19 protein-coding genes are annotated in these 18,699 nt (G+C 72.4%); 8 read left to right on the top strand and 11 right to left on the bottom strand.

The window, feature by feature from the left end; translation table 11 throughout:
* Position 1: 1 nt before the first annotated feature.
* On the bottom strand, positions 2–1,066 hold the full coding sequence (locus ABTW95_RS19425; RefSeq protein WP_500226988.1) for a YihY/virulence factor BrkB family protein: 1,065 nt from the start codon (positions 1,064–1,066) through the stop codon (positions 2–4).
* A 220-nt stretch (positions 1,067–1,286) separates the two neighbouring features.
* Here ABTW95_RS19425 and ABTW95_RS19420 point away from each other — a divergent pair, with 220 nt between their 5' ends.
* The 6 genes from ABTW95_RS19420 (at position 1,287) to ABTW95_RS19395 (ending at position 5,303) form a co-directional block, all read left to right on the top strand.
* On the top strand, positions 1,287–1,478 hold the full coding sequence (locus ABTW95_RS19420) for a hypothetical protein (RefSeq protein ID WP_396446108.1): 192 nt from the start codon (positions 1,287–1,289) through the stop codon (positions 1,476–1,478).
* A gap of 273 nt (positions 1,479–1,751) precedes the next feature.
* Positions 1,752–3,419, top strand: coding sequence for a nitrite/sulfite reductase (locus ABTW95_RS19415; RefSeq protein WP_396453904.1), 1,668 nt, complete (start codon positions 1,752–1,754; stop codon positions 3,417–3,419).
* Between the two features lie 15 nt (positions 3,420–3,434).
* Positions 3,435–3,602: a hypothetical protein gene (locus ABTW95_RS19410; protein ID WP_021599342.1), complete on the top strand. Its 168-nt coding sequence runs from the start codon at positions 3,435–3,437 to the stop codon at positions 3,600–3,602.
* Positions 3,599–4,309 carry a phosphoadenylyl-sulfate reductase gene (locus ABTW95_RS19405; RefSeq protein ID WP_396446110.1) on the top strand — a complete coding sequence of 237 codons (711 nt, stop codon included), beginning with the start codon at positions 3,599–3,601 and terminating at the stop codon, positions 4,307–4,309. The genes ABTW95_RS19410 and ABTW95_RS19405 overlap by 4 nt, the downstream gene beginning before the upstream one ends.
* Complete coding sequence (locus ABTW95_RS19400; RefSeq protein WP_500226987.1) at positions 4,306–5,055, top strand: sirohydrochlorin chelatase; 750 nt, start codon at positions 4,306–4,308, stop codon at positions 5,053–5,055. The genes ABTW95_RS19405 and ABTW95_RS19400 overlap by 4 nt, the downstream gene beginning before the upstream one ends.
* A gap of 29 nt (positions 5,056–5,084) precedes the next feature.
* On the top strand, positions 5,085–5,303 hold the full coding sequence (locus ABTW95_RS19395; RefSeq protein WP_500226986.1) for a hypothetical protein: 219 nt from the start codon (positions 5,085–5,087) through the stop codon (positions 5,301–5,303).
* 8 nt (positions 5,304–5,311) lie between these two features.
* Here ABTW95_RS19395 and ABTW95_RS19390 read toward each other — a convergent pair whose 3' ends face one another.
* Complete coding sequence (locus ABTW95_RS19390; protein ID WP_396446114.1) at positions 5,312–6,031, bottom strand: DUF1707 SHOCT-like domain-containing protein; 720 nt, start codon at positions 6,029–6,031, stop codon at positions 5,312–5,314.
* Between the two features lie 181 nt (positions 6,032–6,212).
* On the opposite strand from ABTW95_RS19390, the gene ABTW95_RS19385 reads away from it, so the two are divergent.
* Positions 6,213–7,838, top strand: a complete 1,626-nt coding sequence (locus ABTW95_RS19385; RefSeq protein ID WP_500226985.1) for an acyl-CoA dehydrogenase family protein — start codon at positions 6,213–6,215, stop codon at positions 7,836–7,838.
* A gap of 186 nt (positions 7,839–8,024) precedes the next feature.
* Here the strand turns inward: ABTW95_RS19385 and ABTW95_RS19380 are convergent, their stop codons facing one another.
* The 9 genes from ABTW95_RS19380 to ABTW95_RS19340 all read right to left on the bottom strand — a co-directional run bounded on the left by ABTW95_RS19380 (position 8,025) and on the right by ABTW95_RS19340 (position 16,949).
* Positions 8,025–10,709: a cation-translocating P-type ATPase gene (locus ABTW95_RS19380; protein ID WP_500226984.1), complete on the bottom strand. Its 2,685-nt coding sequence runs from the start codon at positions 10,707–10,709 to the stop codon at positions 8,025–8,027.
* Between the two features lie 260 nt (positions 10,710–10,969).
* Positions 10,970–11,680, bottom strand: coding sequence for a GntR family transcriptional regulator (locus tag ABTW95_RS19375; protein ID WP_500226983.1), 711 nt, complete (start codon positions 11,678–11,680; stop codon positions 10,970–10,972).
* Position 11,681: 1 nt separating this feature from the next.
* On the bottom strand, positions 11,682–12,599 hold the full coding sequence (locus tag ABTW95_RS19370; protein WP_500226982.1) for an NAD(P)-dependent oxidoreductase: 918 nt from the start codon (positions 12,597–12,599) through the stop codon (positions 11,682–11,684).
* Entirely contained in the window at positions 12,592–12,987 is a 396-nt protein-coding gene (gene pcaC, locus ABTW95_RS19365) for a 4-carboxymuconolactone decarboxylase (RefSeq protein ID WP_396446119.1), read from the bottom strand. Before pcaC ends, ABTW95_RS19370 begins: the two co-directional genes overlap by 8 nt.
* Positions 12,988–13,066: 79 nt before the next feature.
* A complete protein-coding gene (locus ABTW95_RS19360; protein ID WP_500226981.1) occupies positions 13,067–13,453 on the bottom strand; it encodes a cupin domain-containing protein in 387 nt (128 codons plus the stop codon).
* A 39-nt stretch (positions 13,454–13,492) separates the two neighbouring features.
* Positions 13,493–14,476, bottom strand: a complete 984-nt coding sequence (locus tag ABTW95_RS19355; protein ID WP_396453907.1) for an NAD(P)-dependent oxidoreductase — start codon at positions 14,474–14,476, stop codon at positions 13,493–13,495.
* Positions 14,473–15,291, bottom strand: a complete 819-nt coding sequence (locus tag ABTW95_RS19350; protein ID WP_396446122.1) for an SDR family NAD(P)-dependent oxidoreductase — start codon at positions 15,289–15,291, stop codon at positions 14,473–14,475. The genes ABTW95_RS19355 and ABTW95_RS19350 overlap by 4 nt, the downstream gene beginning before the upstream one ends.
* 90 nt (positions 15,292–15,381) lie before the next feature.
* Positions 15,382–16,176 (bottom strand): N-acyl homoserine lactonase family protein, encoded by a 795-nt coding sequence (locus ABTW95_RS19345; RefSeq protein WP_500226980.1) that lies wholly within the window; start codon positions 16,174–16,176, stop codon positions 15,382–15,384.
* Positions 16,173–16,949 carry a carboxymuconolactone decarboxylase family protein gene (locus ABTW95_RS19340; RefSeq protein ID WP_500226979.1) on the bottom strand — a complete coding sequence of 259 codons (777 nt, stop codon included), beginning with the start codon at positions 16,947–16,949 and terminating at the stop codon, positions 16,173–16,175. Before ABTW95_RS19340 ends, ABTW95_RS19345 begins: the two co-directional genes overlap by 4 nt.
* Before the next feature lie 508 nt (positions 16,950–17,457).
* Here ABTW95_RS19340 and ABTW95_RS19335 point away from each other — a divergent pair.
* Positions 17,458–18,684, top strand: a complete 1,227-nt coding sequence (locus tag ABTW95_RS19335; RefSeq protein ID WP_500226978.1) for an ABC transporter substrate-binding protein — start codon at positions 17,458–17,460, stop codon at positions 18,682–18,684.
* The last annotated feature ends 15 nt before the right edge of the window (positions 18,685–18,699 follow it).

Raw genomic sequence — 18,699 nt, 5'->3', positions numbered from 1 at the left:
CCTATTCAGAGCCGGATTCGGGTTTGTTTTTACCCGTGGCCCCGAGGTCGCGCGGCACCTGCTCGCCCTGCTTCTCCCGCACGGCGCGCGCACGGGCGGTGTCGCCGCTCGGCCACAGCCGGTCGATCTCGGCGTTCAGCGCGGCCCCGATCAGCACCGCGAGCGCCGCCACGTACAGCCAGGCGAGCACCGCGATCGAGGCGGAGAGCGACCCGTACACCGACACGCCGCTCAGCGACCCGGCCAGGTAGAACCGCAGGCCGGCGCTGCCGCCGATCCAGATCAGCAGCGCCAGCACGGCGCCGGGCACCTCGCGCCACCAGGACGTCCGCACCGGGACGCTCACGTGGTACAGCAGCGCCAGGAAGACGATCGACAGGGTCACCACCACCGGCCAGTACAGCAACTGGACGGCCTCGGCGCTCTCCGGCAGCGCCTGCCGCACCAGCGCGGGCCCGGCCACCAGCATCGGGATGACGACGATCATGACCAGCAGGCCGATGAGGTAGAGCACGAAGGCGCGCGTCCGGGTGCGGATCACCCCGCGGACGCCGGACAGCCCGTAGGAGATGGTGATCGTGTCGACGTAGACGTTCGTCGCCCGGGAGCCCGCCCACAGCGAGATCAGGTAGCTGACGGACACGATGTCGGGGCTGCCGCCGCGGATCACGTCGTCGATCAGCGGGACGACGACCGAGTCGACCGCCGGGCCGGTCAGCACCGTCCGCGCCTGCTCGATCACCCAGGAGCGGATCTCGCCGACGGTGTCCGCGCCGAACAGGCCGCGCAGGTGGCCCATCGTGCCGATGAGCCCGATCACGAGGGGCGGCAGCGACAGCAGCGCGAAGAACGCGGCCTCGGCAGCCAGGCCGGTGACCCGGTAGCGGAACGCGCCGACCGCGGTGCCCTTGGTCAGCAGCCAGCAGACGCGGCCGGCGGTGCGCGCAGCCGCCCCGCCCCGCGCGAGCACCCGGCGGCGCAGGGTCGGGCGGGGGCCCCGCGGGTCCCGCTCGGAGTCGGAGTCCCCGGCCGAGGGGACGCCCTCGGCGTCGGAGACGGTCGTCACACCGCCCCACCGTAGAGCGTTACGCGCCCGGAACATGCCGCATCGCCCATTTCAGTGGTCCACTCCGCGCGTCGCGTGGCGATCGCCTCCCCCGTTCGATCGTCTCCCCACCGGCCCGCATCCCCGTCCATCTCCTTGCCCATACCCGGTTGGACGGGCCGGAACGTCGCCCGGACCATGATCATCAGTTGCGTTTGCCTCCATGGGCGACAATGGAGGCATGATCTGCCCGTCGTGCCGAGAGCGCCGCCACGAGGAGTGCCGCGGCGGCTCCTGGTGCGACTGCCAGCACCTCCCGCCGCTCGCCACGCCGGAGGGGCGGCGCCGTTCCGGGCGCCCGTCCGAGCCGGGGGCCGGGCCGGCGGCCGGCGAGAACGCCGAGCCCGGGGTGAACTGGAGGCGGCAGGGATGACGCATCTCACGCGTCCGCATGCCGGACGTGACTGGACAGCCCCCGAGGCGTCATGTAACAGTTCAATCATGACTGCTGCGGACCCGTTGCTGGCCAAGCGCCGCCACGTGGACTTTCTGCGCGTCCGCAGCGCGATCTGTCGGTGACGCCCCGACCACGCCCCCTGCTCAGCGGGCGCGTGGTGCATCGGTGTCGCCTTTGATTTGAACCTGCTCAGCGTTGAGCCGGCCGTCTTCGACTGCCGGTGCGCTACGCGTCCCTCACGACCAACAGATGAGGACGCGCGCCGTGCCACCCGCGATCAAGCGCAAGAAGGGCGAGGGCCAGTGGGCCCTCGGCTACCGGGAACCCCTGAACGCCACCGAGGAGAACAAGAAGAACGACGACGGGCTGAACGTCCGCCGCCGCATCATCGACATCTACTCCAAGCGCGGGTTCGACTCGATCGACCCGTCCGACCTGCGCGGCAGGTTCCGCTGGATGGGCCTGTACACCCAGCGGCGGCCCGGCATCGACGGCGGCAGGACCGGCGCGCTGGAGGACGAGGAGATCGAGGACCGCTACTTCATGATGCGGATCCGCATCGACGGCGGGCAGCTCAGCGGCCCGCAGCTGCGGACCATCGCCGACATCTCCCGCAACTACGCGCGCGGCACCGCCGACATCACCAACCGGCACAACATCCAGCTGCACTGGGTCGGCATCGAGGACGTCCCCGCGATCTGGGACGCGCTCGCCGCCGTCGGGCTGCACACCACCGAGGCGTGCGGCGACGTGCCCCGCACGATCATCGGGTGTCCGCTGGCCGGGATCGCCGCCGACGAGGTGATCGACGCGACGCCGCAGCTGCGCGAGATCCACGACCGCTACATCGGCTCCCCCGAGTTCTCCAACCTGCCGCGCAAGTACAAGACCGCGCTGTCGGGGTGCGCCTCGCACTGCACCGTCCACGAGATCAACGACATCGCGTTCGTCGGCGTGGTGAACGAGCAGGGCGAGACCGGCTACCAGCTGTTCGTCGGCGGCGGGCTGTCCACCAACCCGATGTTCTCGCGGAGCCTCGGCGTGTTCGTGAAGCCCGAGCAGGCCCACGAGGTGTGGCACGGCGTCACCTCGATCTTCCGCGACTACGGGTACCGGCGGCTGCGCAGCCGCGCCCGGCTGAAGTTCCTGATGAAGGACTGGGGCGCGGAGAAGTTCCGCGAGGTGCTGGAGAAGGAGTACCTCGGGTACGCGCTGCCCGACGGCCCGGAGCCGGCCGCCCCGGACGTCCACCGCGACCACCTGGGCGTCCACCCGCAGAAGGGCGGCGGCTTCTACGTGGGGTTCGCGCCCCGCGTGGGCCGGCTGAACGGGGAGCTGCTCGGCGTCATCGGCGAGCTGGCCGACCGCTACGGCTCGGGCCGGGTCCGCACGACGCTCGAACAGAAGATGATCATCCTGGACGTGCCGGAGGAGAACACCGAGGCGCTCGTCGAGGCGCTCGCCGAGCACGACCTGCACGCCCGGCCGTCCACGTTCCGGCGGCACATGATGGCCTGCACCGGCATCGAGTACTGCAAGCTCGCGATCGTCGACACCAAGCAGCGCGCGATGGACCTGATGGACGAGCTGGAGAAGCGCCTCCCGGACTTCGACCAGCCGCTCACCGTCAACGTCAACGGCTGCCCGAACTCCTGCGCCCGCGTCCAGGTCGCCGACATCGGCCTCAAGGGCCAGCTGGTCGTGGACGAGAACGGCGACCAGGTGGAGGGCTTCCAGGTCCACCTCGGCGGGCGGCTCGGCCAGTCGTTCGGCAAGAAGGTCCGCGGGCTGAAGACGACGTCGGCCGGGCTGACCGACTACATCGAACGGGTCGTCCGCAGGTTCGACGAGCAGCGCGCCGAGGGCGAGACCTTCGCCGACTGGGTGCAGCGCGCCGACGACGCCGACCTCAAGTAGCGGGGGCGGCCGCTCATGAGCGAGCGCATGGCGCCGTTCTACTGCCCGTACTGCGGCGAGGAGAACCTGGAGCCCCGCGAGGAGCACGGCTCCTGGTTCTGCCCCGACTGCCTTCGTTCCTTCACGTTGAAGTTCCTCGGTGTCGGAGCTCCCCGCACCGCGAGCAAGGAGATCCCTCGGTGACCCTGCTGGAGACCGACAGACCTGCCCTCGATCTCGAAGACGTCGTCGAGTCGGCCGCCGCCGCGCTGGAGGGCGCGCCCACGCTGGAGATCATCCGGTGGGCCGTGGCCACGTTCGGCGACCGCATCTGCCTCACCTCGTCCATGTCGGACGCGGCGCTCATCCACCTGGTGTCGAAGGTGAAGCCCGGCATCGACGTCCTGTTCGTCGATACCGGCTACCACTTCGCCGAGACGATCGGCACCCGGGACGCCGTCGAGGCCGTCTACCCGGTGAACGTCATCAACGTCACCCCGTCCCGGACGGTCGAGGAGCAGGAGGCCGCACTCGGCCCCCGGCTGTTCGGCCGCAACCCCGACCTGTGCTGCCACCTGCGCAAGGTGGAGCCGCTCGGCCGCGCCCTAGAGGGCTACATGGCCTGGTTCAGCGGCATCCGCCGGGACGAGACCGCCAGCCGCCGCGACCGGAAGGTCGTCGAGTGGGACCGCAAGCGCGGCATGGTCAAGGTCAACCCGATCCTGGACTGGTCCCAGGAGGACATGGACAACTACATCGAGGACAACGGGGTGCTGGTCAACCCGCTGCACTACGACGGATACCCCTCGATCGGCTGCGCGCCGTGCACCCGCCCGGTCGCGCCCGGCGAGGACCCCCGCAGCGGCCGGTGGGCCGGGATGGGCAAGACCGAGTGCGGCATCCACCTGTGAGCGCTCCCCCCGCCGTGGCCGTGGCGCACGGGAGCCGGGACCCGCGCGCCGCCGCGACCGTCGCCGGGCTGCTCGGCGCCGTCCGGGCGCGCCGCCCGGACGTGCCCGTGCACGCCGCGTTCCTCGACCACGCGCCGCCGGCGCCCGACCGGGTGCTGGACGGCCTGGCGCGGGACGGCGCGGACGAGGCGGTCGTGCTGCCGCTGCTGCTCACCGCGGCGTACCACAGCAAGACCGACGTCCCGGGCGTCCTGAACCGGGTGCGCGCCCGGCATCCTCGGCTGCGCCTCCGCACGGCGGACACGCTGGGCCCGCACCCGCTCCTCATGGCCGCGCTGGAGCGCCGGTTGTCGGACGCGGGCGTCGAGCCCGGCGACCCGGGCACGGCGGTCGTGCTGGTCTCGGCGGGGTCCAGCGACGCGTCCGCCAACGCCGTGATCGCGCGGCTCGCCCGCGAGTGGCGCGCCCGCGGCTGGCGGGACGCCGTCCCGGCGTACGCGTCGGCCGCCGGCCCGAAGCCGGGCGAGGCGGTGGCGGCGCTGCTGGAGTCGGGCGCGCCGCGCGTCGCGGTGGCGTCCTACTTCCTGGCGCCCGGATACTTCGCCGACAAGGTCCGCGGCGAGGCCCTGGCCGCCGGGGCATCCGCCGTCTCCCCCGCCCTCGGCGCCGCCCCGGAGCTGGCCGACCTGATCGTCCAGCGCTACGAGGAGGCCCTGGAGGCGCCCCGCACGGCCAGAGCGGTCTAGCCGGGGCGTCCGCGGGTATGCGGACCGCCATGGAACGCGACGATCCCGGGCACGAGCCCGAAGAGACGCACGACCGCGAGTTCGCCCCGGTGAACGAGGGCTCCGACGCCCGGGGCCGCACGCGCGGCCCCGGCGGCACGGGGACCGGCGGGACGGGGACGCCCGGCGTGCGGTCCGGGCATCCCGACGCGCTGCCGCCCGACGAGGCGGGCGTCGAGGAGGCGGAGCGGGGCGACGACTCCCGCTGACGCGGCGCTCAGCGCCGGCCGTCGCGGCCCTTCCACCATTCGGCGATGGCGCGGCGGACGGGCGCGTGGTGCTCGTCGTCGACGATCTTGATGTCGCCCATCACGGCGGTCGCGTTGACCCGGACGACGGGGACGCGGGCGCCGGGGAGCGGGTCCCGGACGTTGACCTTCCGGTCGCCGAGGAAGTTGTGGCCGGACAGCTCGACGCTCACCCCGTCCGGGACGATGATCTTGACGTCGCCCATCACGGCGGTCGCGGTGATGAGCACCTCGCCGGTGGTCACCTGCGCGCCGCGCAGGTCGAGCTCGACGTCGCCCATCACCGACACGGCCTCCAGCGGCCCGTCGATGCGCCCGGCGATGCGCTCCTTGCAGTCGCCCATGACCGCGCTGAACCGGCGCTTCACCTGGATGGGCGCGGGGCAGGCGCCGGGGGCGCCCATCCCGGGCAGGTCGGCGGTGATGTGCTCGAGGTCGCCGCGGCTCACGGCCGCGTAGGCGGCCTCCGTGCGCTCGGTCAGCTCCTCGAAGGTGAGCCGTCCCTCGACGGAGGCGATCCGCAGCCGCTCCACGACGGCCTCCCGCTCGGCGTCCGACGCGCGGACCGTGTCGGGCGCGCTCGTGACGTCGAGGGGCTCGGGCACCGGCCGGGCGGGCTGGGCGTCCTGCCGCCGCGCCGCCGGGCGGCCGGGGCGGGACCGCTCGGGCTGCGGACTGGACTGACTCATATTCCGAAGGTATGCCCCCGCCGCTGCACGACAATCCGCCGGGGGGACGAGATCGTCCCACCACTTCAGGAGGATGGACGTCCCGCCCCGGTCCGGGCAAGATCGTCCGTTGCCCGAACGAGGTTCTGTATCCTTCACCGCGAGGGCGCGGACATCGGGAGCGAACGTGGAGGGCGGCGCCGTGACGCACGAGGTGGTCAATCAGGTTCCCCCGCTCACCGGGCACGACGTGGCGGACGAGGCCGTCCTGCTGGACGGGCTGGCGCGCGAGGGCGCCGGCTGGGCCGAGGCCGAGGTGCGCGAGCTGGGCCGCCTGGCGGGCACCGAGGAGGCCCAGGAGTGGGGCCGCCTCGCCAACGAGAACCCGCCCGTCCTGCGCACCCACGACCGCTACGGGCACCGCATCGACGAGGTCGAGTTCCATCCCGCCTGGCACGAGCTGATGACGGTCGCGGTGACGCACGGCCTGCACGCCTCGCCGTGGGCCGACTCCCGCGAGGGCGCCCACGTCGCACGCGCCGCGAAGTTCTACGCCTGGCGCGTCGACGCGGGCCACGGCTGCCCCGTCTCCATGACGTACGCGGCCGTCCCCGCGCTGCGCCAGTCCCCCGGGCTCGCCGCCCAGTACGAGCCGCTCCTCACCAAGCCCGAGTACGACTTCGGCCTGCGCGCCCCGCTCACCAAGAACGCGCTGCTCGCGGGCATGTCGATGACGGAGAAGCAGGGCGGCTCGGACGTCCGCGCCAACACCACCCAGGCCGCGGCGCAGCCCGACGGGACGTACCGGCTCGTCGGCCACAAGTGGTTCACCAGCGCCCCGATGTGCGACGTGTTCCTCACCCTCGCCCAGGCCCCCGGCGGCCTGACCTGCTTCCTCGTCCCCCGCGTCCTGCCCGACGGCACCCTCAACCCGGTCCGCCTGATGCGCCTGAAGGACAAGCTCGGCAACAAGTCGAACGCGTCCTCCGAGGTGGAGTACGAGAACGCGGTCGCCTGGCGGGTCGGGGACGAGGGCCGCGGGGTCCGCACCATCATCGAAATGGTCAACATGACCCGGCTCGACTGCGTGATCGGCGCGGCGTCCGGGATGCGGCACGGCGTCACGTCCGCCGCGCACCACGCCGCCCACCGCAAGGCGTTCGGGAAGTACCTGATCGACCAGCCGCTGATGCGCAACGTCCTCGCCGACCTCGCGATCGAGTCGGAGGCGGCCACGATCACGATGCTCCGCCTGGCCGGCGCCACCGACCGCTCGGTGCGCGGCGACGAGTCGGAGACGGCGTTCAAGCGCCTCGCCCTCGCGGTCAGCAAGTACTGGATCTGCAAGCGCTGGCCCGCGCACGCCGCCGAGTCCCTCGAATGCCTCGGCGGCAACGGCTACGTCGAAGAGTCCGGCATGCCCCGCCTGTTCCGCGAGTCCCCGCTGAACTCCATCTGGGAAGGCTCGGGCAACGTCGCGGCGCTCGACGTGCTGCGCGCGATGGCGAAGGAGCCGCAGACCATCGAGGCGTACTTCGCCGAGGTCGGCCGGGCCGCCGGAGCCGACCCCCGCCTCGACGCCGCCGTCCGGGAGATCAAGACCTCCCTGGCCGACCTGGACACCATCGAACTCCGCGCCCGCCGCATCGTCGAACGCATGGCGCTCGCCCTGCAGGCGTCCCTCCTGCTCCGGCACGGCCACCCGGCGGTCGCCGCCGCCTTCTGCACCACCCGCCTGGCCGGCGACTGGGGCACCGCCTACGGCACCCTCCCTCCGGGGCTGGACCTCGCCCCGATCATCGACCGAGCAACCCCGAAACTCGGCTGACCCCGGTCCCCAACGGCCTTCCCGGCGTCCCCGCTCTCGCCGACCGGGATCCCCACGAGCTGCTACGGAACGCCACCTGACGCCGGGAGAAGCCGACCCGGAACGCTTCGGGGACATCGTGACCGCTCCTTGGCGGCCTCGGGATCGGTGAGCCGTCCCATCGGAACCCTCGCCGGCGGCCGATCATCACGGCCCCGTGACGTCCCTGGAAAGGCGAGCGCGCCGGCGGCGGAGTTCGTCGGTGCCCCAGACGATGACCGGGAAGGCGGCGATGACGGCCAGGACGTCCCAGGGCAGGGCGGCGGTGCCGAAGAGGCGCTGGAGGGGCGGCACGTAGATCAGGGCGGCGGCGAAGAGCACTTCGAAGGCGATGCCGGCGAGCAGGAGCGGGTTCGTGGTGAGCCCCACCTGGCGGAGGGAGGCGTGCTCGGTGCGGGCGGCCATGGCGGTGCCGATCTGGCAGGTGACGAGGCCCGCGAAGGTGGCGGTGGTGGCGGTCAGGTAGGCGTGGTGCAGGGCGGCGCCGTCACCGGTGGGATCGCCCGGATGCCAGCCCGCTCGCCACAGCACGTAGAAGAACACCCCCATGACCAGCGCGGCGGAGACCAGCCCGAGGTAACCCCAGGCGCGAATCAGCATGTCGCGGGTGATGACTCCCCGGGAGGAGGGGCGGGGCGGGCGGTTCATGATGCCGGGTTCCGCGGGTTCGCGGCCGAGGGCCAGCGCGGGGAGGGTCTCGATGCCGAGGTCGATCGCGAGGATCTGCAGCACGGTGAGGGGCAGCGGTACCAGGCCGCCGCTGAGCGCGAACACGAGGAACGGGACGATCTCCGGGACGGTGTGGGCGAAGATGTAGAGGATGAACTTGCGGACGTTGTCGTAGACGCGTCGGCCGGATTCGACCGCGGTGACGATCGTGGCGAAGTTGTCGTCGGTCAGCACCATCGTGGACGCCTCGCGGGCCACGTCGGTGCCCGAGCGTCCCATCGCGACGCCGATGTGGGCCTGGTGCAGTGCAGGGGCGTCGTTGGCGCCGTCCCCGGTCATGGCCACGATCTGGCCATGAGCGCGCAAGGCGTCGGCGACCTTGAGCTTGGTCTCGGGTGACGATCGGGCGAACACGATTTCCGCGTCGCCGGTCAGCATCTCGTCCAGCTCGTGGTCGTGGACCTTCTCCGACTCGGGGACGACGTGCAGGCGCGGGACGCCGATGCCGACCTCCCCGGCCACCGCCGCGGCGGTGGCGCCGTTGTCACCGGTGACGATGTGCACGCGCAGGCCCGCGTCGTGGCAGCGGCACACGGCGCCGGCGACTTCCGGACGAGGCGGGTCGTACAGCCCGACGAGCCCGACGAGCCGGAGGCCGGTCTCCGCGTCCTCCCTGCGTCTCGGCGTCGCGGCATCGGGCGGCAGGTCCCGGGTCCCGACCGCGAGAACCCGGAGCCCCTTCCGCGCGAGTTCGCCGACGACGGCCATCACCGCGGGACGATCGATACCGGAACAGCGAGCCAGCACCGCCTCGGGCGCGCCTTTCACGTACACGGCGAGGTGATCATCGCTCTGGGCGATGACGGACATCAGCCGCAGGCGCGCATCGAACGAGAAGACGGCACGGCGCCGGTGGTCGCGAGCCGCGAGGCGTGCCGCCAGGTCCGGGCCGCTGCCCAGGACGAGGGCGATCTCGGTCGGGTCGCCTTGCAGGTCGCCGCCCTGGTCGTAGGAGACCGTGGTGCATTCGGTCATCGCCCGCACGAGTTCGGGGGGCGGCGTGCCCCCGGACGCCGTCACGCCGTGCTGCGGCGTCCAGTACGCCTGCAGCCGCATCCGGTTCTGCGTAAGGGTGCCGGTCTTGTCGGTGCAGATGACGTTCGTGGAGCCGAGGGTCTCGACCGCGCTGAGCCGTTTGACGACGGCGCCCTGCCGGGCGAGGACCCGCACCCCGGCCGCCAGGGCGAGTGTGATGGTCGGCAGGAGGCCCTCGGGGACGTTGGCGACCAGCAGCCCGATGGCGAACATCAGCGCGTCGGTCAGCGGCAGGCCGACCAGCGCGCCGATGAGAAGGAACACCGCGCCCATCCCGACGGCGACCGCGGCGATCAGCCAGGCGACCTTCTTGACCTGGGTCTCCAGCGGGCTGTCGCCGCGAGGGGCGCGCTGGCTGAGCGCGGCGATCCGTCCGAGTTCGGTGTGCCCGCCGGTCGCGAACACGATCGCCCGCGCCTCTCCCCCGGTGCACGTCGTCCCGGAGAACACCAGGTTCGGTTCGCGCAGCAGCCCGACGCCTTCCTCGGCGGGAGCCGCCATGCGCTCCACCGGCGCCGACTCACCGGTCAGCATGGACAGGTCCACTTCCAGCGCCCCGTCGGTCAGCCGGGCATCGGCGGGAACCTTGTCGCCCTCTTCCAGGAGGATCAGGTCTCCCGGAACGAGTTCGGCCGCATCCACCGCCTGCCGCCGCCCGTCCCGAACGACATGAGCCTGTTCGGGGAGGTATGCCGCAAGCGCCTCGACCGCCCGCTCCGCCTGGTGCTCTTGCAGCAGGGCGAAGACGGCGTTCACCAGGATCACGGCCAGGATCGCCCAGCCCAGCACCGACATCCCGGCCACGAAGGCCAGAGCGCCCGCGCCCCACAGAAGCAGCGCCAACGGATGCAGGAGCTGGGTGGAGAGCAGCCGGAGCAGAGACCGCTTCTCGCGTCTGCGGACCTGGTTGGGCCCGTACACCGCCAGCCGGCGAGCTGCCTCGCGCCCCGACAGACCCCGCTCACCTGTGCCCAGTTCCTTCCGGAGCAGCGGCAACGGCTCCCGCGGATCGGCGCTGATCCCGGCCGCGCCGGTCGCGTCGCCCGCGTGGTGGCGTCTGGCGGGCATGGTTCAGCGAAGGCGGCGCAGGCAGGAGCCCCGAAGCCGGCGAGACGCCTGCGGGGCCGTGCGATCAGCCGGCGCGGCGGCGCTCCCGTCCATGAAGACCACTGACACTGAACACCTCCAGAACGGCACCGCACACCGCCTCGCCGCACATGCCCGCCGCGGCTCGGACAAGCATGCCCCCCGACGTCGTCGCCGAACCACTCGGGCAGCCACCTGCCGCCGGGCCTGGACCGGCCTCGGTAGTGAGAGCGCCCGGTCGGTCAGGTGGTGGGGTCGGTGTCCAGAGCCTTGATGCCCGTCGCGGCCGCCTTGTCCAGATGTGCGTCGCAGAGCATGGTCGCGCTCGCGGCGTCACGGGACGCCACGGCCTCGACGAGGGCTCGGATCTCCTGTACGACCTGCCGCGGGCGGCCCGGCTGGGACAGCGAGGTGGCGCGCAGGAGCCGCACCCGGGCCTGCACGCGGCCGAGGATGTCCTGGATGGTGGGGCTCGCGGCCCCCGCGAGCAGGACGTTGTAGAAGCGGTCCTTCGCGTGGAGCAGCGCGAGCATGTCCCCGCCCTCGGCGACCACCTTCTCCATCTCGTCGACGGTCTCGCGGAGCGCCTCCACCGCGTGCGCGGGGGCGCGCTCGATGAAGCGCCGGACGGCCAGCGCCTCAAGGGACGCCCGGACCGCGTAGAGGTCCTTCGCCTCCTCCGTGGAAGGGGCGTAGACCACCGCGCCCTTCTTCGGGACCACGACGACCAGCCCCTCGGCGGTGAGCTCCCGGAGGACCTCCCGGATGGTCGTCCGCGAGACGCCGATCCGCTCGATCAGCTCACGCTCGACGAGGCGCTCGCCCGGTTTCAGCTCGAAGTTGAGGATGGCGTCCCGCAGCCCGTCCAGGACCTGTTCGCGGAGCGGGGCGGCCACACGGCCCACCCGGATGCCGCTCAGCGCGCCCGTCAGCGAGTTCTCGCCGCTCGCCATGTCAGGATCCCGGGGTGGACGGATCATGCTGGGCTTCGAGCCAGCGCACGATCTCGGTGTGGTCGGCGTCCTCCGGCAGCAGCTCGGCGGCGCGTGCCCACAGCCCGGTGGCCGCCTCCCCGAGACGCGACGGCCGCCCGGCCGCCTCCGCGAGACCGACGGCGATGCGCATGTCCTTGAGCATGAGGCGCAGCGCGAAACCGGAGTCGAAGCCGCCGTTGAGGATGAAACGCGGCCACTTGGTCTCCGTGGAACCGCTGCGACCGCTCGAACCGTTGATCGCATCGAGCATCACCTCGGGGTCCAGCCCGAACTCCCGGCCGGCCAGGATCGCCTCGGAGCTGACCAGGAGATGGGTCGCCGACAGCAGGTTGTTGAGCGCCTTGAGGGCGTGGCCGGCGCCGACGGGGCCGACGTGCAGCACCCTGCCGAAGGCCTCCAGCAGGCCCCGGACGCCCGCCACCGCTTCCGGTGAGCCGCCGGCCATGATCGTCAGGGTGCCCTGCCGGGCGCCGGTCACTCCGCCGGAGACCGGTGCGTCGACCAGGGGGACGCCCCGGTCTGCGGCCGCCGAGGCCAGCTCCCGCGTGCGCACGGGGTCCGAGGACCCCATGTCGATCAGGACGGCGCCCTCCGCCATGCGGGCGAGCAGGCCGTCCCCGACGGCCACGGAGTGGACGATCGCCGAGTCCGGCAGCATCATCACCACGGCTTCCGCGCCGTCCGCCGCCTCCGCCGCCGTCCCGGTGACGGACGCCGCGGCGGTCTCGGCGAACCTGGCGCGGGCCGCGGGGTCGGCGTCGAACCCGCGCACGGCGTAGCCCGCGCGGGCGAGGCGGCCGGCCATCGGCGAGCCCATGTTGCCCAGCCCGACGAAGCCCACGGCGGCGCCGGGCCCGAGGATCCGCACGTCAGCCATGCGAGCGGACCTCCGCCAGCGCCTTCTCGGCGACGCGGAAGGACTCCAGGGCGGCGGGAGCGCCGCAGTAGACGAGCGTCTGCAGCAGCGCCTCCTGGATCTCCTCTTCCGTGCAGCCGTTCGCGACCGCGCCGCGCACATGGACGGCGAGCTCGTGCATCCGGCCGAGCGCGGTGAGCATGGCAAGGTTCAGGAGGCTGCGCGTCCTGCGGTCAAGGCCGTCGCGCGTCCAGATCTCCCCCCAGCAGTACTCGGTGACCAGTTCCTGGACGGGTCGCGCGAAATCGGTCACCTGAGCCATCGACCGGTCGACGTGCTCGCTGCCCAGAACCTCGCGGCGCGTCCGGAGCCCGCGCTCGAAACGACCGTCGGCCTGCTGCTCCGTCATGCCCATGTCCCCATCTCCTGTGGTGTTCGCTGCAGACTCCCTCGCCGCCCGGCCGGTGCCCGCCGGCGGACCCGCCCGGTCATGACGCGGCGCCGTACTCGTCGTCGCCGACCGGTTCGAGCCAGCTCGTCGTCCCGAGGGAGACGGCCAGGTGCAGGAGGCAGCTCACGGGACTCCCGCCGTGCCAGTGGACCTCACCGGGCGGGACCCAGACGGTGTCGCCGGCGCGCAGCGGCTGCGGCGCCTCGCCGCGGGTGCACACCAGGCCGCTTCCGGCGGTGACGTGCAGGACCTGGCCGCGCTCGTGGCTGTGCCAGTGCGTGCGCGAGCGCGGGGCGAAGAAGACGTTGTTGATCGTGGTGCCGTCGGTCGCCGGGAGCACGGGATCCGCCCAGACGGTCCCGGTGAAGGTGGCCGAGCGCGGGCCGGAGACCCCGTCCGGGGCGCGGCCGCGGATGATCTTCATGGTGAGCCCTTTCGTCGCCGTGCCGCGGGTGCGCGGCGTTCAGTCCGTCTCGGCCGGGGCCGGTGCGTCGTACAACCGGACCCCGCCGGCGATGTCGCCGATCGCGTCCACGACGCGGTTGCTGATCGCGTCGGCGTACCCGGTGCCGCCGGCCAGGCCGAAGCTCGCCAGCGGCCCGGGGGCGTTGAGGCTGGGGACGCCCAGCTCGCGCAGGTGGTCGACGTACAGGACGACGTCCTTCATCATCAGCGCGCTGGTGAGGCCGCCTTCGAGGTAGTCGCCCTCGACGATGCGGGGGAAGCGGTTGAGCGTCGCGAAGTTGACGCCGCTGCCGGCGTTGAACACCTCCAGCAGCGTCCGCAGGTCCAGTCCCGCCTTGCGGCCGGCGACCATCACCTCGGCGGTCGCCGAGAGCGCCACCGCGTTGAGGAAGTTGTTGAGGAGCTTGGCGGTGTGGCCCGCGCCGCTGCCGCCCATGGGGAACACCTTGGCGGCGAACAGGCGGAACAGCCGGTCGAGCGACGCCAGGGCCTCCGCCGAGCCGCCGACCATGAGCGTCAGCGTGCCCTTCTCCGCGGCCGCGGCGCCGCCGGTGACGCCCGCGTCCAGGTATTCGACGGAGCGCTCGGCGAACGCCGCGTGCAGCCTGACGGTCGAGGACGGGGCGGCGGTGCTGAGGTCCACCACGATCTGGCCCGGTCGGCTGGACGCCAGGATCCCGTCGCCGCCGAGGACGGCCGCTTCGACGGCCCTGCTGTCGGGAAGCGACAGCAGGACGACGTCGCTGCCTTCGGCGACCTCGGCGGCGCTCGCCGCGGCGGCCGCGCCCGCCGCCGCGGCCCGCGAGGCGTCCAGGTCGAACCCGAGCACGGGATGCCCGGCGTCGACGATGCGCCGCGTGATGCGGCCCCCCATGTTCCCGAGCCCGATGAACCCGATGCGCTGTCCGGTCACGTTCCCCGCCTCCTCTCCCCCCGCGGTGGGCGCGCGGCCCCCGCGGGGAACATGCCGTGTCCTCGTCATGCGCCGTCCTCCGGGACCCAGGCGCCGGCGCCCCCGGACGGCCGGACGGTGTTCACCACGGACGCCCCTCCGTCCGCGGAGACGATCTCGCCGGTGACGTAGCCCGCGTCGGCGCTGAGCAGGAAGGCGACCACCCCGGCGATCTCCTCGGGCGTACCGACGCGGCGCATGGGGGTCGTGGTGCCGCGCTGCTCCATGTCCCCGCCGCCGCCCCTGGCGGCCCCGCCCGCCGCGAACAGCCCGGTCGGGACGAGCCCGGGGGCGACCGCGTTCACCCGCACGCCCCGCGGCCCGCCGTACACGGCCGCGCCGTGCACGAGCCCGGCGACGCCGTGCTTGGACGCCTGGTACGGCAGCAGGTCGGAGCTGCCGCGCAGCCCGGCGATGGACCCGGTGACGACCACCGCACCGCCGCCGCCCTGCTCCTCGTACCGGCGGAAGGCGGCGCGCAGGCCGAGGAACGGGCCGCGCAGGTTGACCGCGATCACCCGGTCGAAGTCCTCGGCCGGCAGGTCGGGGAGGCGGGCGAAGGTCCCGAAGATCCCGGCGTTCAGGTGGTGCAGGTCGATCCGCCCGTAGCGGTCGACCGCGGCGCGGACGTAGCGGTCGACGTCCGCCTCCCGCGACACGTCGCCCTGGACCGCGATCGCCTCGCCGGGCAGAGCCGCGGCGGTGGCCTCCGCCGCCGCGCCGTCGATGTCCACGACGACGACCCGCGCTCCCTCCCCGGCCAGGCGCCGGGCGCTCGCGGCGCCGATGCCGCCGCCCGCGCCGGTGACGACCGCGACCTTGCCGTCGAGTCCGTTCAGAGCCATGGCCTGCTTTCTTTCGTGTCGGCCGGTGCCGCTCGCGCGGCCCGGCTGGTCGTCCGGCGGGAGCCGTTCTCCGGCGGAGGGCGGAGGAGGTCAGCCGATGCGGACCGCCATGCCCGGGTCGAGCCCGCCGAGCGGGGGGAACCTGCGCATCACTTCCGGGTCGTGACCGGGCACGAGGACCCTGCCGGGTTCCGCGGCGATCTCCTTGAGCATGTCGAAGCCGCGGTACATCGCCTCCAGGTCGGCGACGAAGGCGAAGGGCCGGTCCCGCTCGATCTCCTCGTAGTAGTGGACGGAGTCGGAGGCGAGCACCGCCTGCCCGCCGGCCGTCTCCACGACGACGATCGCCTGCCCCGGTGTGTGGCCCCCGACGGGGATCACCTCGATGCCGGGGGCGGCCGTGTACGGCTTGTCGACCAGGGTCATCCGGCCCTGCGCCCGCACCTCGGCGAGGTGCGCCGTCTCCCGCGCCTCCGCCGACCATGCGAACTGCGCGCGCCGGGCGTAGGGACCGGTCCAGAAGTCGAACTCCCGCCGGGCCATGATCACCTCCGCGGCCGGGAACCGCGCGAGGTTGCCGATGTGGTCGTAGTGCGCGTGGGTGACGATCACCTGCGGCACCGCCGCGGCGTCCACCCCGGCGCGGGCCAGCGCCTCGACGGGGTCGGCCAGGGTGGTCCGGCCCCTGCGGGCCCCGCCCTCCGGGCCGAAGCCGGTGTCGATCACGACCGTGCGGCCTGGGGCGCGGGCGATCCAGCAGTAGTAGTCCATCCCGAGTGGCTCGTCCGGCTCGCCGTATATGGCGTAGTTGAGGTAGATCTCTGCCTTCGCCCCGGCTCGCGTGCCGTACCGGATCGCGACCACTTCGTAGGCGGCGCCGCTCATCGCCGGCTCACGGGCCGGTTCTCCGGGTCGGCCATCTCCTCCACCAGGATGGGGGCGGCGGTCGTGGCCGCATGGATGCCGATGACGCTGGCGATCTCCATGACCTCGAGGATCTCCTGCGCGGTCGCTCCGTGGCCCAGGGCGTTCTCGATGTGCAGCTTGAGACCCTTGACGTACAAGTGGGTCGCGGCGGTGTCGAAGGCGATGTAGATGAGCTCCTTGACCTTCGGTTCAAGGGTGCCGGTCCGCCACGGCACGGAGGAGAACTCGGTGTAGGCCGCGAACAGTTCGGGGTCGAGTTCGAGCATCTCGTCCCAGAAGGAGTGCCAGTAGCCGCGCGTCTCGGTGAACTCGGCCTTGAGCTTCTCCTGGTGCTCGGTGAGGGGCGCCGGTCCGTCGCGCAGGCCCTTCTCCTCCAGGACCTCCACCAAGGTCGGCACGCCGATGTTCATCGCGTGGATGCCCAGCGTGGAGGTCAGTTCGAGCACCTCCATGATCTCCCTGGGGGCCGCGCCGAGCCGCAGCGCGGCCCGGACGTGCTGCCGGACGCCCGGGAGGTACATATGCGTGGCCGCGGCGTCCACGGCGATGTAGACGAGCTCCTTGACCTTGCCGTCCAGGTGGTTCTTCTGCCACGGGACGGCGGAGAAGCCGGTGTAGGCCCTCACGAACTCGGGGTCGAGCTCCAGCATGGCCTGCCAGGCGTCGCCCCAGGTTCCGCGCACCCGGATGAACTCGTCCTTGATCTCTTCCTGACGGGCGCTGAGCGCCATGGCGTGACTCCTTCGGGATCGCGGCGCCGGTGCGGCGCCGGCGGGCCGGCGGCGGTTGTTCCGCCGGAGCCGTCCGTGATGTCAGACAATACGATCGTCTGACGAAGAAATTCAAGGGCCATCTCTGCCCGCTCGCAGGACCCCGGGGCAGGGTCAGGGCCGGAGCGACGGCGGCGCCACCACACCCCCGCTGAGGCCGAAGTTCCTGGCCAGCGTCATTGGACGGCCCCTTCGCCGATCTCGCGAAGAGGCTATTGCCGCTGCGTGGGGCCGAGGGCTACACTGCACGCATTAATTGTCAGACGAGCCGACAGTCCAACGAAACGCTCGGAGGCCCCGGTGCGGTCGTTGCGCGGTCAGGCAGGGCCGAGGAACCGGTTCTGCGGCCACGGACTCCGGCGCCTCCCCCACGGGCCGGACGGGCCGCATCCGGCGGCCGACGGATCCATGTCGCACCAGCACGGCAACCCCACGAAATCCCCGTCAGAAGCGATGACAGGAGACGACCATGTCGTATGAACCGCGGGCCCGCACGATCCGCCGCCGCCCCGGCGGCCGCCCGAGGTCCCGCGCCCTGCTCGGCGCCGGCGCCGTCGGCGCGACGCTCGCGCTCCTGGTGAGCGCCTGCGGCTCGGGAACCGGCGACAGCGCCTCGGCCGGGTCGGACGACCCGATCGAGCTCGGCATCTCCGTACCGCTGAGCGGCGCCGTCGGGTCGAGCTGCACCCCGATGAACAAGGCCATGCTCGCCTGGTTCAAGCACGTGAACGACTCCGGCGGCGTCAACGGGCGACAGATCAAGATCGACAACCGGGACGACGGCTACGATGCCGCGCGGGCGGTCACGAACACCAAGGCGTTCATCGCCAAGAAGGTCGTCGCGGTGACCGGCCAGTGCGGGAGCCTCCAGCCGCCGGCGCAGGTGCCGCTGCTCGGCGCGGCGAAGATCCCCTTCCTGTTCGTGTTCGGCGCGTCCACGAAACTGCTGGACCCGCTGAACCCCATGTACTTCAACCTCATGCCGACCTACGGCGACCAGCTGGTCGCCGCGGTGCCGTGGATTTTCCAGCACCACGGCACCGGCAGCGTGGCGATCATGAGCACGACCACGCCCGACTCCGAGCACACCGCGAGCTCGGTGTCGGAGGCGGTGAAGAAGGCCGGCGGCACCGTCGCGGGAACGTTCACCGCCCCGCCGGGGACCGCCGACTTCTCCCCCTACGTGCTCAAGATGAAGGGGCTGCACCCCGACTACATCGTGCTCAACCAGATCCCGCAGGACGCGGCGCGCTTCACCAAGGCGATGACGGCGCAGAAGCTCGCGCCGACCAAGAAGCTGCTCGGAAGCTCCGCCGTCTCGCAGGCCACCTTCCTGTCCACCGTCGACCCGGCCGTCATGCCGAAGCTGGTGGTCACCTCCGACACGCTGGCGCCGTCCGCGGCGGAGAACACCGAGTGCACGAAGGTCGTCAAGGCCGCCGGCCTCGAGGTGGAGGGCGTCACGCTGCGCGGCTGCGGGACGGCCCAGGTCGTCACCGAGGTGCTGAAGCGGGTCGGGGACAAGGTGACGGGTCCCGCCATCGTCTCGGAGCTGGAGTCCTGGAAGAACGTGAAGGCGTCGGAGATCTACCCCGAGCTGACCTTCTCCAAGACCAACCACGTCGGCGTCAGCTCGCTGTACATCCTCGGGGTCAAGGACGGCGAGTTCGAGCAGATCGGGCAGCTCGGCGAATGATCATGTCCCCCACCG

This window comes from Spirillospora sp. NPDC127506 (genome assembly GCF_040302145.1).
Lineage (GTDB): Bacteria > Actinomycetota > Actinomycetes > Streptosporangiales > Streptosporangiaceae > Spirillospora.
The sequence above is the reverse complement of the archived record's forward strand: the minus strand, read 5'-3'. Positions and strand labels throughout refer to the sequence as shown.